General features: G+C 52.9%; 13 protein-coding genes. 6 read left to right on the top strand and 7 right to left on the bottom strand.

What is annotated here, in order from left to right; all coding sequences use genetic code 11:
- Positions 1-24 precede the first annotated feature (24 nt).
- The 3 genes from CA13_RS01620 (at position 25) to CA13_RS01610 (ending at position 2,149) form a co-directional block, all read left to right on the top strand.
- A complete protein-coding gene (locus CA13_RS01620) occupies positions 25-1,251 on the top strand; it encodes a chorismate synthase (RefSeq protein ID WP_146394184.1) in 1,227 nt (408 codons plus the stop codon).
- 114 nt (positions 1,252-1,365) lie between these two features.
- Positions 1,366-1,635, top strand: coding sequence for a WXG100 family type VII secretion target (locus CA13_RS01615; RefSeq protein ID WP_146394182.1), 270 nt, complete (start codon positions 1,366-1,368; stop codon positions 1,633-1,635).
- Positions 1,636-1,657: 22 nt separating this feature from the next.
- Positions 1,658-2,149, top strand: coding sequence for a hypothetical protein (locus tag CA13_RS01610; RefSeq protein WP_146394180.1), 492 nt, complete (start codon positions 1,658-1,660; stop codon positions 2,147-2,149).
- Between the two features lie 4 nt (positions 2,150-2,153).
- Here CA13_RS01610 and tpx read toward each other — a convergent pair whose 3' ends face one another.
- Positions 2,154-2,669, bottom strand: a complete 516-nt coding sequence (gene tpx / locus CA13_RS01605) for a thiol peroxidase (protein ID WP_146394178.1) — start codon at positions 2,667-2,669, stop codon at positions 2,154-2,156.
- Positions 2,670-2,841: 172 nt separating this feature from the next.
- Between tpx and CA13_RS01600 the strand changes: the two genes are divergently transcribed.
- Entirely contained in the window at positions 2,842-5,007 is a 2,166-nt protein-coding gene (locus CA13_RS01600; RefSeq protein ID WP_146394176.1) for a hypothetical protein, read from the top strand.
- 141 nt (positions 5,008-5,148) lie between these two features.
- Positions 5,149-5,595 (top strand): hypothetical protein, encoded by a 447-nt coding sequence (locus CA13_RS01595; protein WP_419193822.1) that lies wholly within the window; start codon positions 5,149-5,151, stop codon positions 5,593-5,595.
- Here the strand turns inward: CA13_RS01595 and CA13_RS01590 are convergent.
- From CA13_RS01590 to CA13_RS01570, 5 genes are all read right to left on the bottom strand, one after another.
- Complete coding sequence (locus CA13_RS01590) at positions 5,496-6,788, bottom strand: M48 family metalloprotease (RefSeq protein ID WP_146394174.1); 1,293 nt, start codon at positions 6,786-6,788, stop codon at positions 5,496-5,498. The genes CA13_RS01595 and CA13_RS01590 overlap by 100 nt on opposite strands.
- A gap of 221 nt (positions 6,789-7,009) precedes the next feature.
- The gene (locus tag CA13_RS01585; RefSeq protein WP_146394172.1) at positions 7,010-8,506 is read right to left on the bottom strand and encodes a dicarboxylate/amino acid:cation symporter; all 1,497 of its coding nucleotides are present in this window, start codon (positions 8,504-8,506) and stop codon (positions 7,010-7,012) included.
- A gap of 6 nt (positions 8,507-8,512) precedes the next feature.
- Complete coding sequence (gene acpS, locus CA13_RS01580) at positions 8,513-8,899, bottom strand: holo-ACP synthase (RefSeq protein WP_146394170.1); 387 nt, start codon at positions 8,897-8,899, stop codon at positions 8,513-8,515.
- Positions 8,900-9,169: 270 nt separating this feature from the next.
- A complete protein-coding gene (trpS, locus tag CA13_RS01575; protein WP_146394168.1) occupies positions 9,170-10,132 on the bottom strand; it encodes a tryptophan--tRNA ligase in 963 nt (320 codons plus the stop codon).
- 123 nt (positions 10,133-10,255) lie between these two features.
- Positions 10,256-12,097 carry a carbon starvation CstA family protein gene (locus tag CA13_RS01570; protein ID WP_146394166.1) on the bottom strand — a complete coding sequence of 614 codons (1,842 nt, stop codon included), beginning with the start codon at positions 12,095-12,097 and terminating at the stop codon, positions 10,256-10,258.
- Positions 12,098-12,225: 128 nt separating this feature from the next.
- On the opposite strand from CA13_RS01570, the gene CA13_RS01565 reads away from it, so the two are divergent.
- The gene (locus CA13_RS01565) at positions 12,226-13,296 is read left to right on the top strand and encodes an NAD(P)/FAD-dependent oxidoreductase (protein ID WP_146394164.1); all 1,071 of its coding nucleotides are present in this window, start codon (positions 12,226-12,228) and stop codon (positions 13,294-13,296) included.
- 39 nt (positions 13,297-13,335) lie between these two features.
- Here the strand turns inward: CA13_RS01565 and CA13_RS01560 are convergent, their stop codons facing one another.
- The gene (locus CA13_RS01560; protein ID WP_146394162.1) at positions 13,336-14,814 is read right to left on the bottom strand and encodes a sigma-54-dependent transcriptional regulator; all 1,479 of its coding nucleotides are present in this window, start codon (positions 14,812-14,814) and stop codon (positions 13,336-13,338) included.
- Between the last annotated feature and the right edge of the window lie 51 nt (positions 14,815-14,865).

Raw genomic sequence — 14,865 nt, 5'->3', positions numbered from 1 at the left:
CTGAAAACGAACGAGATCAGACGAATGGAAATTCTTGGAGGCCCCCTGTTCGGCGTCGCCGGCGCTGGCGAATCGCATGGCCCCGCCGTGACGACCATCGTGTTCGGATGTCCGCCGGGCCAACTCATTCGACGCGCCGATGTGCAACGCTTTCTCGACCGGCGTCGACCGGGAGGTAACCGCCATGGCACACCGCGAAACGAGAAAGACAAAGTCGTCTTCTTGTCCGGACTGTACCAAGACGACACCGATCAGTTGTTGAGCGGAGCCAAGGTGACGGTCAACGTCGACGATGCGAGCTTTGAGAGTGAAGGGTACGAAGTCGGCTTTACCACCGGCGAACCGATCGCAGCGATCGTTTTATCGACTTCCAAAAAATCCGGGGACTATACTCAGTTAACAGGGGCCGCCGGCGAAGTACGCCCCGGACATACGGATTTAGTAAAATTTCATCAGTCGAAGGGGTTTGTAGATGTCCGAGGCGGTGGTCGATCGAGTTACCGGGTGACAATCTCGGATGTGATCGGTGGCTCGATCGCGCGGGCGGTCCTGAACGAGAATTTTGGGACCGTGATTTTGAGCTCGATCTCGCAGGTAGGCTCACTGAAGGCAAAGCAGTCGCTTGCGTCACGACTTGCGGGCGTCACCGACAAGGAAAGTTTGAAGGAAATCGAGGCTGCGTTGGCGGATGCGACGATCCAATCGATTGACGAGGAATTTGCCGAAGAAGCGGCGGAGTTGATCAAACAAACCCGGATGAAAGGGGATTCGGTCGGGGCACTCGTTGAAGTGGTCGCAGTGAATGTACCGCCGCTTGTTGGTGATCCGCTCTACCAGAGTTTGAAGCTTCGGTTGATGGGTTCACTAGGTGGCTTGAACGCCGCCGAATCGGTGGAGGTGGGCGCGGGGCGTGATGTGGTTGAGCGGTTTGGCAGCGAAAATAACGATCCCATTCGAAAGACCGGATACGTTCGCAACAGTCACGGAGGAATGATCGGCGGGATTACCACGGGGATGCCGATCGTGATTCACGTCGGCTTCAAACCAACGTCGACGATCAATTTGCCGCAAAAATCCGTTCGGAAAAATCTAGAAGAAATCGACTTTGAATTACAAAAGGGGCGTCACGATCCATGCGTCGGTGTTCGAGCCGGAGTGACGCTTGAATCACGTTTGGCGATCGAGCTACTGAACGCGGCTTTGACGCACCAAACGCGGACGTTGTCCCCCGATTTGTCGAAGCTATGGTAAACTAGCGGGAGCATGTTGGTGTGTGGCCGATAGACGTTCAAACGAGTTTGGCGGCCTGCGCCTGTGCACCAACGTATGTCGTTCGCGCCCGATCCCCTCAACCAAATTGAAACCATGAGTAAAGCGGTTGCAGATCCTGATCATCTTCGTCAATTCGCGGCCCATTTGCATCGCTTCGCGGAAGAAATGAAGCAAAATTCCGCGTCGCTTGCCTCGCAAATGAATCAACTTGAACAGACGTGGCGTGACGAACAACAGCGAAAATTTGCGGACGAGTTTACGGTGCAGTTACGTCAGTTTTCGAAGTTGATTAAGGCAACCGAAGAGCACGTTCCCTACTTAATGCGAAAAGCGGAACAACTTGACGCGTACTTAGGCCGTTAACGGTTCGAGTGGATTTGGCAAAATGGCTACTAGCAATGTGCGGAACATCGATTCCTTAGTCGCTTTACATTCGGGCGTCGTCCGTTTTGCAGCAGACATGGATAAGACGCTGCAAGAAATTCGGTCTTACGTTCATCGGACACAAGAGTACTTCACTAGCACACAGCCCGCGTATTGGCGACATGAAAGCGAATTGGCCGAGCGGGAACTCAACGAGGCGCGAGACAATTTGGCAAATAAGCGAGCAGCCGTTCGCGCGGCAGATCGACCCGCCGCGACCGAAGCGGCCGCGCGAGTCAAAAAAGCCGAACGTCGTGTCCGGCTTTGTGATGAAAAACGCCGAGCGATCCGATCCGTCGCAGCCGAAGTGAGTAAGGCATGCGACGATCTTTTCGGTCCGTTAGCGGATGTCGGAAACCATAGTGAAACGGTCTTGCCCGAAGCCGCTCGTGAATTGAGCTCGCTAATTCATCAACTGCGTTTGTACGCCGAAGAAGCGAAACAGAGCGATTAGACGGCTACACCAATTTCTTCAACGCATCAAGTGCGGCGGCATAGTTCGGTTCGTCCGTCACTTCGGGAACGATTTCCTTGTAGCTGACCACACCATCCTTATCTAACACGATCACGGCTCGGGTTAGTAGCTTCAGTTCTTCGATCGTGACTCCGTAATCTGTGCCGAAAGCGTGCGTTTGGTAATCGCTCGCCGCTCGCATCTTGACGTCCTCGGCACCACAAAACCGTGCTTGCGCAAACGGTAGGTCGCGGCTAATCGTCACGGCATTGATTTTGTCCCCCATGACGCCAAGCTCTTCATTGAACCGCTTGGTTTGAATTGCACAAACCGCTGTGTCCAAGCTTGGCACGACGCTGATGATCGAAGGTTTGCCCTTTAAGTCGTTGAGTGTCAGCGTTTGAATGCCGGCTTCGGCGTAATGAACCGTGAACGCTGGCGCAGTGGATCCGACTGCCAAATCGGCTCCTTCCAAATGCATTGGATTGCCCTTAAACGTGATAACACCTGATCTACCCATGGTCGCTTCCCTATTGAAAATGGTTTATAAACTGTGTCTCGCCCGGTCATTATGATACTGACTCGACAACCCGTGAACCCGTCCTAAGCCGATGCTCACCTCTCCTTTCCTTCGATGCTTTTTTCCGTCCCGTTCTGTTTCTTGCAGCAAGCGACGATTCCCGGCTAAAAAGTTGCCATTTGTTATCTTTCAAAGCGTTGCATTTGTGTGCGTCGCGGTTGGGATTTCGACCGATGGTGATGCAGCCGACAGCCGTTTTTCGCGTGCAGACAGCGACACACGGATGATGCACCATATTGATTTGTATGACTACGACAATAAAAAGATCACCGCGGAATCGGAAACCCCCTATTCACCGTTGATGACGTGCGGTCGGTGTCATGATTACGAAACGATTTCGCACGGTTGGCATTTCAACGCGTTTTTGCCTGGTACGAATGACGGACGGCGCGGCGAACCTTGGATTTGGACCGAACCACGAACGGGAACCCAATTGCCGCTTTCCTACCGAGATTCGAAGGGTTTGTTTAATCCGAACGATCTTGGTGTTTCGCCGTGGGAAATGACTCACCAATTCGGCGGGCGTATCCCAGGTGGTGGTGTTGCTGCTAATCAAACTCCGGCGGTGGGCGAAGAAGACAATGGCGAAGAAGACAATGGCGAAGAGAATAACGAAGAATCGGTTGCCGCTGTTGATGATCCGCGCTCGGAACGATGGAAATTGAGTGGCGTGCTACAGATCGATTGCATGGTTTGTCATGCCAGCCCGAGTGTGTATGACTTCAACGCTCGTCGCGACGCGATCGACGACGAGAACTTCGCGTGGTCTGCGACCGCAGGATTGCGACTGGGGACGATCGATGGCAATGTGTCGAGGATCAAGGATGGGTCCGACCCCGATGATGAAGCGATTCAAGCGAAGCTGCCAAAAGTCACATACGACGCTCGGCGGTTTTCGCCGGACGGAACCGTGTTTATGGATTTGATACGTCATCCGTCCAACAACGCCTGTTTCCAATGTCACAGTCAAAGGACCGTCGATGAGCATGGCATCGAGTCTCGATGGATTCATGATCAAGACGTCCACTTGCGTGCGGGGATGCAATGTTCCGATTGTCATCGCAATGGAATCGATCACAATATCGTCCGCGGGTTTGAAGGAGAAAGCGACCAATACGACGATCCATCGGTGCGTGTCGCTATGGACACATTGACTTGCGTCGGTTGTCACATTGGCCCTGAACACATTGGCCCTGAACACATTGGCCCGGAACACATTGGCCCTGAACACATTGGAAACGACCAAGAAGTCGAATTGTCCATTCGAGAAACGGCGATTCCATCGCGAGCGGGCCGACTCGGTTCGCCAATGCCCGAGCATGCGGGGCTTCCTGCGGTGCATTTCGAGCGACTCGCTTGTACCGCTTGCCACAGCGGCCCCATTTCACGTGGCGAAGCGATTGGAATGATGACCAGTTTTGCCCATGGACTCGGTGTCAAAGAACATCGTAGTGGCCAGGAGTTGCCTCGCATAATCGCGCCCGTCTATGGGCTCGACGATGACGGGAAAATATACCCGCAACGAGCGGTATGGCCAGCATTTTGGGGAACCGTTGTGGACGGCGCTCTGACGCCGATTGATCCATCAATGATCTACGATCTGACCCGCAAATCGCTTCGGGTCCGCAAAGGGTTTGTCGAAGAACTCGTAACACCGCAACTGAGTCGAACGGAGCTAAAGGAAGTACTTGGCGAAGAGCGATCATCCGTTCGCGAACACGAATGGACCGATGAGGAAGCGACGAAAGTGGCAGCTGCGCAAAAAGTGGCTGGCGAAAAATTGTTCAACGAAAAAGTGGCAGCAACGCTAGTGGGACTGCAAGACACCCTCGAGGCCGAGCAAGCGGTCTATGTTTCAAGCGGGTTTATCTATCGGCTAGCTGCCGATGGTGAATCCCTGGAAAAAATGGACGCCAACGAGCTCAAAAATTCTGAAGCGGTCGAAATGGTTAGTTGGCCTCTTGCTCACAGCGTCCGTCCGGCTGGATGGTCGCTTGGCGTTGGCGGATGTTTAGAATGTCACAGCGATGGATCGGTGATTTTCGATTCGACGTTGCAATCCGTTGGTCCGGGGCCCGACCAAACGCCAGCGATCACGATGGCAGAGGTTCGTGGAACTTCCGCGAATCAAGTGTTGCTATGGAACCAACTTTTTGGCGGTCGAAAGTTGTTTAAATTCTTGATCGCAGGATCAATTGGTGTGCTCTGTGTCACCTTGTTGATTGGAATCGGCACACTTGCATCCAATTTGGTCAATCGTCGCAATAACGTTACGTAGGCTTTGAAAATGTGGTTGAGCCTTTGTAAACCACTGCCATGTTTTTCAGATAAACGAATCGCAGCTAGCGATCTGGTTTTTGAAATTTGCTCAGTAGAAGGTCAGCATCTTTCTAATTAATCGCATTGATAGAGAATCCTCATGATAAAACTCGCCGAACGAATTTGCCTGCTTGGTCTGGTGGCCAGTGTTGCTGTTCTAACATTAACGGCGCTGCCGGTCCTGTGGGGCTCTCATTTGATGGGGAACACGTTGTTGGTCCATATGATGGCCAGTGGCGTTTTGGTATTTGTGCTTCCGGCGTTAGCCGTGCTGTGGCTGATGCGAACGTTTTGCATCGGTGAGGCTGTCGGCTCGGCCAGCCAATTAGAAAATATCGGCTTCTGGGCGACGGTCGTAACCGGTTTGTTGGCGATTGTGACCGTATTCGTTTGTATGTTGCCCGTCGCATCAACCGAATCGATGCATTTGCTCGTTTCGATCCATGCCTACGCTGGGTTTGCAATGGTTCCCGCTGTGCTACTATTTATTTTTGGTGCAATCCGATTGCGACGCACAAAGTCAATGCGATCCACGACGCCCGGGTGAAGCCACGTACGACGCCGTGTTTCCGGATGATCGGCCGTGACGCGAAGTAAGGCATCACTGAGTGCTCGTGACGCGGCATCATAATCGGAGGGAACGTCCTCGACGAGATGCGCAATTTGTTCTGCCAAGCGGCACGCTTGAACATCGGCGTCGAACTCGGTCCGATAGGCCACAAGACGCAATATTGCCATGGTTAGCACGATCCCGGCAATACTGCCAGCAGTTGTTCCCCAAGACGCATTGCCAGCGGCGTAAGTGATGAGAGTGCCGATGCCCCAAGCCGGTAGGATTGCAACCATTCGAATGGGCATGTGACGGCGACGCAAATGAGCAGCCTCGTGTAGCACCACCATTGCAATTTGTTCGCGTGGCAATTCGTCCAGCAATCGATCGGACAACAACAATGTGCGGATTGGCGGAACAAAACCCGTGATCAGAGCATTGAACGCGTTGCCACCGGTTTGCCAGCGAGCGATTTTTGTTCGACGAAGGCCTGTCGCGGTCAGCAGCGAGTGGATCCACGTTTGTGACGCTGGGTCCATTGGCGATGTTTTGAATACACGTGAAATCAGCCAAGGCAAACCGGCGCAAACGAACAGAAGCGAAAGAACGACCATGGTGATTGCCGCCTGGGTTTCGCTCAGTGGCAATTGTGTGATCCCATCAGCTAGTCCTAGTAGTACCAGGATCGGCACAATTAGCCATGCCATGGAACCGCGAAACGATTGCACGATTGAAGCAAGGTGGTTCTTGACGCCATGATCGACATAGCCCATCAAAACGCCGTAGCGATGTTCGGCCGACCAACTTGCCGCTGATAACGCGACGGCCGGAAGCAGTAATACGAACGATTGCAAGAACATCGACTTCTGAATGATGCTGCCCAACGGACCTGTGGCGGTATCAAGATTGGCGGCCAAACCAAATCCGCCTAAACACATCACAACGACACCGATCGCGAGCCAACGAAAAATTTCGAGTTGTTTTTCGAGCCAGCGTGCTCCGTCGATAGGATCAATTCGATCGGCTGCTACTTGGCGAGCGGTCGTCCGCGCAGCGACGTGACACAGAATCCACCAAGCAGTTACCATTCCGACCGTGGCAAGAATCGACCGCGGAAATGGCACTTCGCCCGGTGGAAGAGAGCCACAGCTAAGCGAAACGATAACGAGTAGAAAAGATTGTAGGTGCATTCAATATTCAAGAATAGTCGCGGATCGTTCTGGATCTTGAACAGAAGAACCAGAGCAACTCCGCCCAGTGTAGCATCCGAAATGCCGAACCCGAGTCAACATTGCGAATTCCTGCAAATGGAAACGCAACGAACTTGACGAACAGGGCCATTATAGCGGTTATGCAGCCCACACCAAAAGCATTGCTTCGAAACGGCGATAAGGTTCGACAGCCATCAATGTCACGAATTGAGCTGCTGTTCTCGGTATGACGCGTTTATCGCATCGCGTGCTTCGAGCGTTTCAATAACAGCACATCCGCACGAATCGCTCCATACATTCACCGCTGTACGGGCCATGTCGAGGACGCGGTCGACGGCTAAAATCACTCCCTGCATTTCGATCGGAAGCCCAACGGCGTGCAAAATGATCGACATCATTACAAGCCCTGCATGGGGAATGCCTGCCGCTCCGACACTGGCTAGCAATGCGGTCAACGCCACGATGATCTGCTGGCTGAAGGGCAAATTGAATCCAAAATGCAGTTGGGCGATAAACAACACCGCGACTGCTTCGTAGAGTGCCGTGCCGTCCATATTGATCGTCGCCCCGAGGGGTAAAACGAATGAGCCGGTTCGATTGCTAATCCCGGCACGTTCTTCGACACTGGACATGGTCAGCGGCAACGTGCCATTGCTGCTGGCGCTACTAAACGCGGTTAATAACGCCGGCGACATTTGTTTGGCAAATTCCAACGGGCTTCGCTTGGCGACGAATCTCAAAATCAATGGCAGCGTCACGCAGGCATGGCATCCAAGTGCTAACGAAACGGCCACGACGTACCATGCCAATGAACCGAACACACCGACCCCTTGAGTTGCCGTTACTGCGGCGATCAAGAAAAACACCCCAATTGGCGCCAATCGAATGATCGCCATCGTCATCGCCATCATCACTTCAAAGCCGGCGGTCGCTAAATCGCCAACAAATTCTTTGGTGCGTCCACCAACCGAAATCGAGAACAACGCAAACGCAATCGTAAACGCGATGATCGAAAGGTAATTCGGCGAAACGAAAGCACCAAGCGGGTTGGCCGGAATCATCGCTTCAAGTTGATGGAACAGTACGTCGACAAGCGATTCGGATTCAGTTGAAGGGACATTGACGTTCTCGACCTGCCCGACTCGAAGTCCAGGCCGAACGAGGTTGACCGCAAGCAAACCGGTACCAATCGCCAACATACTTGTGGCTAAATAGTAAAGAACGGTACGGCGGAACATGCGGCCAATTCCTTCGGACGATCCAAGGCCAATGACGCCCGTGGTCAACGATGTGACAATCAACGGGACTGCAACCATTTGTAACATCCGTAGAAACAAACCGCCGAGTCTTGCAAACCAATCACCAATTCGTTTTGCCGTGCTCTTGCCGTGCGTTAAATAAATCCTAACGGCAACAGGGTCCGCGGTCTCCAACGTGTCGATCGATGCAAAAACACCTTCGGCTTGTGAAACCGGGTCAACCGTTCGCTCGGTCGTCGTACCGTCCTTGTCGGTATAGCGAATGATTGTCGACGAACTCGAATCGATCACTTCGGCCGTGGATACGCCCGTTGGCAAACCATCTTCGGCAGTCAATTGGACGGTTTTACTAGAGCAGGTTGCATTAAGTGAAATGCCGATAATCGAACCAACCAACATCCCAATCAGAATTTGCCAGTGCAGTGCTAGGCGAAGCATAAAGCGTCAATCCATTTCATCCGAGGCGATCACGTAAGCAGTCGCGTGAGTACGGCATGCTCCGAGTGATATGTGTATTTTTTCGATTCCGCGGTGTTCAGCCCAAAGCGATGCAGCACCTGATAGTGAGATCGAAGGTCCTTCGGCCGCCGAAACGTTGATTTCAATGTCTGTCCATCGAACGCCCTGATGACGGCACCGCAGAGCTTTCATCGTCGCTTCTTTTGCCGCCCAACGAGTGGCGAAGTGCTGGGTCGTGTCCGCGGTTTTTACACAGTATTCGATTTCGTTTGGCGTGTAGGCTCGTTCCAGAAACTGCTCGCCATGCGTCTCGATCATCTTTGCGATGCGAACACATTCGACAATTTCGGTACCGATTCCAAGGATCGCCATACGTTTGTTATCACCAGAAGGAAGTTTCAGGAGACAGTACTAGTGCTTCGTCAACTCATCACTTTAGGGTAGCGAAACTCGTCAATCGTTTCGGCCTGCTCAGAGAATCAGCGAACGTCTTGACGACGATTGCTGCGTCCTCAATTCCTAAATTCAATTTCGACGAACACGCCATCAACCATTGCATGCGAGCCCGCGATTTCAACAGGTTCCGCGCAGGAAACCGGACGCTAACATGGCGCGGTCAATCATAGCGTGACCACTTCTAGTTTACCGCAAACCACAGGCGGTTTGGGCGCGACGGAGCACTTTCGCTGCGACTTCTCTCGCTCGAACGGCACCGTCACGCAGCACTTCGTGGACATAATCCAGATTCGCTTCGAGTTCTTCACGGCGACTTCGCGCCTCGGCAAAGTAAGTTTCGCTCGCCTCAGCGACTGCCTTCTTCACTTCGCCATATCCAAATCCGCCGCGTCGGTACATTGCTGCCATCTTGTCGACGTCGTCCTTGCTGGAGAACAAACGATAAAGCTGGAACAAATGATCCTGCTCGGGTTCTTTGGGATCTTCCATCGCGCGGCTATCGGTTGTGATTCGCATGATTTGTTTGCGAATTTGCTTCACATTTCCAAACAAGGGAAGCGTATTGTCATAGCTTTTGCTCATCTTTTCGCCGTCCGTCCCGGGGACTTTGGCACCATGATCGAGCGTCTTAGCGTTGGGCAGGACAAACGTCTCTCCGAACGTGTGGTTGAAGCTGCCCGCCAAATCGCGGCAGACTTCAATATGCTGAACTTGGTCTTGGCCAACGGGCACGATCTCGGAATCATACGCCAAAATATCGGATGCCATTAACACTGGATACGTGAATAGCCCAGCATCCGCCGTCATCCCCTTGGCTTTCTTTTCTTTGTATGCATGGCATCGTTCGAGCAATCCCATTGGTGTCCCGGTCATCAGTAGCCAAGTCAATTCGCTCACCTCGGGGACATGCGATTGAACAAACAAAGTCGCCTTCTTTGGATCGAGCCCCAGAGCCAATAGATCAAGCGCGGCGTTGAGCGTGTTTTGGCGCAGTTCCGCTGCTTCGCGTACGGTTGTCAACGCATGTAGATCGGCGATGAAATAGAAACCGTCGTTCTCTTCTTGTAAATCAATGTATTGATGGATTGCACCAAAAAAGTTTCCCCAATGGGGGCGACCGGTCGGTTGGATACCGGAAAGAACACGCATGGACGGGAACCTAGATCAAGAGGTTGTTCGGGAGTGATTGTTGAGTCGTCGTTCGCTCAGCGAAAGGCGATATTGTGAACCATTAGTGATTCGGGGTACAGACCATAGAAAACGGCATCACCTTCAATTTGCCGGTTTCTCTGGGACTTCCAAATCGAGCTGTTTTGCTGCGGATCGCCACATGGAAACACCCTCGACCACCATCCATGCTTGTAGCCCCAAAATCCCAAAACCAAACAGGATCAATGTCCAACTCCGGTCGGGGATCCAATTAAAAATCAAATCGTAAGTCATTGCCCAAGCAGGCATGACCAACATGAATATCATCGGAATCGCCACAAAGGCGAGCGGTTTGCGAAGTCGAACCAAGTAGAACAACGCCACCATTAACGCCAACCCAGCGAGCAATTGATTGGTCGCGCCAAACAGAGGCCAAAGTACCATCCCGCCGGTACCGGGTTTGTCCCCCACTCCGAGTGCGACCGTGCCGGCGACGGCGACTGCGAAACCGGTTGCCACATATTTGTTGGTCATCGGCCGGATGTGCAGCGAATGGCCGAGTTCTTGCAACACGTAACGTTGGAGCCTGGTCGCAGTGTCGAGCGTAGTCGCGGCGAAGCAAGCAACCAGTACTGCCATGATTGCAATCGCAAACTTCAATGGTAAACCGAGGATCGACAAAAAGTTAGCGCCGCCGTCAATGAACGCCGCCAACTTTTGCGGCAATTTGTGATCCCTCCATCCTCCTGGGGTTCCGTCAGCTCGCGTCGATCGGTAATAGGTTCGCCAAGCTGCGTTCCCCGTGATCGCTTCGCCGTTCTGGCCGACCACATTGGCATACTCGCCAACTCCGTCGACGGTGGTTCGTTTGACGGGGCCCATGCCGACTCCGGCGCAACACGCCAAGATGACCAATACGGCCAATGCCCCTTCGAGCAACATTGCACCATAGCCGACCGCTTGTGCATCGGTTTCACAATCGATTTGTTTGCTCGTCGTACCGCTGCTGACCAAGCAATGGAATCCGCTGCAAGCGCCGCAGGCAATCGTGATGAACAAGAAAGGCAAGATCGGTGGTGCGTCTGCTGGCACGCTCGCCGCGTCTGCGATAGCGGGTGCGGAAGCGACGAGGTCGGCTTTGCCGGTCACCGACGCGACCATAAGTCCGATGATCAATAGCCCCAATGCGATATAAAGTTGGTGGCTGTTGATATAGTCGCGTGGTTGCAGCAGTAACCACACGGGTAACACCGACGCGGCGAAGGCATAGACCAAGAGCAAGAGCGTCCAAACCACGACCGGCGTAAAGAAACCCGATTCGTTTGCCGCCAATTCGATTGGGAATAGATAGGCTCCTACGTAGACGGCACCATATAAAACCAACAATCCGATCAAGCTTGGGACGAGCAAATGTCCGCCCTGTTGATAGACCCAAATGCCAATTCCGATTGCTACCGGCATCGCAATCCAAACGCTCAACACCGACTCGGGGTAAATCGCAAAGATGATCGCGATCACAAGACCAAAAACCGCGAGGACAATCGAAAGGGCCAACGCCAACACGGTTAAAAATAGTATTTTGGCGCGGGGGGAAACCAAGCGTCCTGCGGTTTCGCCAATCGTTTGGCCACGATTGCGTAGCGAGATCACCAATGCGGCCATGTCATGCACTCCGCCGATCAAAATCGAACCAAACACTACCCACAATAGTGCCGGTAGCCACCCCCAGAAAACGGCTAATGCGGGACCGACGATCGGCCCAGTTCCTGCGATGCTGGTGAAATGGTGTCCGAAAATGACGGAGCGACGTGTCGGGATAAAGTCCACATCGTCCCGCAAAGCGTGACTCGGGACGATGGCGTCTTTGCTGAGCCCGAAAAGACGGGTCGCAAGCCAACGGCCGTAGGTGTTGTAGGCAACCACAAAGCCGATCAGCGAGGCGAGTGCAACAAATAGAGTGCTCATGAATTCAGGGATTGCCTGTAGTAGTAGAAGAATGGTACCGTCCTATAATACCGAAAAATAGTTTAACACATACTGCGAATTGCTAAGTGTGAAACGGCTTCAATAACGAACGAAAGTAGGATTTTGACGTGGGCGATAATATCGAAAAAACGGTTATCATTGGCAGTGGACCAGCAGGTTGGTCAGCAGCGATCTATGCGGCTCGCGCCAATTTGGACCCTGTGGTGTATGAAGGAACCGTTCGCCCAGAGATGATCCCACTAGGCCAATTGGCATTCACGACCGAAGTAGAAAATTACGCCGGTTTTCCAGCGGGCAATATTCGAGCGTTTGTCGAGTCCGCTGTGGACAAAGATCGCCATTGGAATTTGCCGATGGTTCCTCAGGGACACGAAAAAGAGGGCCAACCGCACTATGCCGTTCAAGGGGTGGAGTTGATGGAGTTGATGAAACAGCAAGCCCTCAACTTCGGCACCCGAGTGGTCAGTGACGATATCGTCAGTGTTGACTTCTCAGGCAAACATCATGTGCTCCATAGCGGTAGCGGCGACTCGGTCCAGACGCAAACTGTCATTATCGCTACCGGCGCACGTGCAAATTATCTCGGGCTCGAAAGCGAAGAAGCGTACAAGAATAAGGGCGTCAGTGCGTGTGCGGTTTGTGATGGAGCGCTGCCGATTTACCGCGGCAAACCGTTGGCGGTGATTGGCGGGGGTGACTCGGCGGTGGAAGAGGCAACCTATCTAGCGAATTTGAAAAACGCGGCGACGATCTACATGATTCTCCGCCGCGATCAAATGCGTGCTTCTCAGGTGATGCAGGACCGTGCCTTGAATCATCCCAAAATCGAAGTGCTTTGGAATACGGTCGTCGATGAGGTTCTTGGAGACGACAAAATGGTCAATTCGCTGCGATTGAAGAGCACGGTGGATGGATCGAAACGCGAGTTGGCTGTCGGCGGCATGTTCGTCGCCATTGGGCACACGCCCAACACTCGGTTCCTCGATGACGCCGTCGAGATGAACGAAGAAGGCTACATCCAATGGAGCAAATCGTTCCGCACCAACACAAGCGTAAAGGGCGTGTTTGCAGCAGGCGATGTCGCAGACGATTATTATCGCCAAGCGATTACCTCATCCGGGACCGGATGCATGGCCGCGTTGGATGCTGAGCGGTACCTCGCCGAAATGGAAGGGTAAGCGAGTCAGCTGGATGACCATGGAATGGTCATCTGAATTTCACTCTTCGCCGTCCTCGTCCTTCTTGTATTGGTCGAGACGGCGGTAGAGGGTGCGGGCTCCGATGTCGAGCACTTCGGCAGCTTGTTCGCGGTTGCCACCGGTAAGTTTGAGCGTTTCTTCGATCGCCCAACGCTCGATTACGCTCAATGGTTTGCCAACCAAGTTGGACGGCCCACCAATATCGCCAACGATCTTTTCTGCTTCTTCGGACGCCGTTTCGTCGAGCAATTCGGGTGGCAAATCATCGATGTCGAGCGAGCCATCGGTATCGAGCACGACCATCGTTTCGACAAAGTTGCGAAGTTGACGGACGTTTCCTGGCCAATCATAAGCATAAAATCGCTTCGTCACCGCGGGGGTGAAATGAGCGTTTGCTTTGTCATGTCGTCGTAAAAATATCTTGCGGAAGTGATCCATCAATGCGATCACATCGTCGCGTCGTTCTCGCAAAGGAGGCAATTCAACCGTGACGACTTTGAGTCGAAAATATAGGTCGTTGCGAAACGTTCCAGCCGCGATCATTTCTTCGAGCGGGCGGTTGGTGGCCGATATCAAGCGGACATTCACCTTGATTGGTTTGTTGTCGCCAACACGAGTGATTTGACTCTCTTCGAGCACTCGCAGCAATTTAATCTGAGTGCTCATCGGCATGTCGCCGACTTCGTCCAAAAATAACGTTCCACCGTTAGCATATTGGAAGGCGCCGATACGGTCAGCGACGGCGTCGGTGAACGAACCTTTCACGTGACCAAATAATTCGCTTTCTACCAAATTTTCAGACACTGCCCGAGTGTTCAGAGCAACGATGCGTTTGTTTCGTCTTGGGCTGTTTTGGTGAATGGCTTGGGCGAACATCTCTTTGCCGGTACCACTTTCGCCAGTGATCAAGACGGTCGCATCGGTCGCTGCGATTCGTCGCAATCGATCAATCACCTTCTGCATCGTATCACTGGTGTAGATGATCCCTTCAAAGCCAAACCGCTCATCGAGCCGTTGCATCAATTCGGTGTTTTGACGCCGTAGCGAGACCGCGTCCGCTGCCTTTTCAACAATCGCTCGGAGTCGATTGGGAGTGATCGGTTTTTCGAGAAAGTTAAAGGCACCAAGTTGCATCGCTTCGACGGCGATGGGGACCGTTGCGTGTCCGGTTACCATCACGACCTCGCAATCGGGCAATTGCTTATTGGCAAGCTCCAAGATCTTCATGCCATCGACGTCATTCATCACCATGTCGGTGATGATGATGTCAAACGTATCGCGTTCGATCTTCTTGGCTGCTTCCGGACCGCTTGTGGCGACATCACATTGGTAGCCAACCTTCTCTAAGCTTTCGGACATCGCCCGCGCGTGAGCCGCTTCGTTGTCGACGACGAGCAATTTAAAATCCGCTGGCCCGTATGTAAACTTATCTACCGCGTCGTTGGAAGCGGGATTTTCATTGGCTCCCGATTCGGAAACCGAAGGTTCGTCGGACATTCGTATTTTCTCTATTGGGATTTCATGATGTCGCCTTTAGCCCCACGCCAG

Origin of the sequence: Novipirellula herctigrandis, from assembly GCA_007859835.1 — a bacterium.
Lineage (GTDB): Bacteria > Planctomycetota > Planctomycetia > Pirellulales > Pirellulaceae > Novipirellula_A > Novipirellula_A herctigrandis.
The sequence above is the reverse complement of the archived record's forward strand: the minus strand, read 5'-3'. Positions and strand labels throughout refer to the sequence as shown.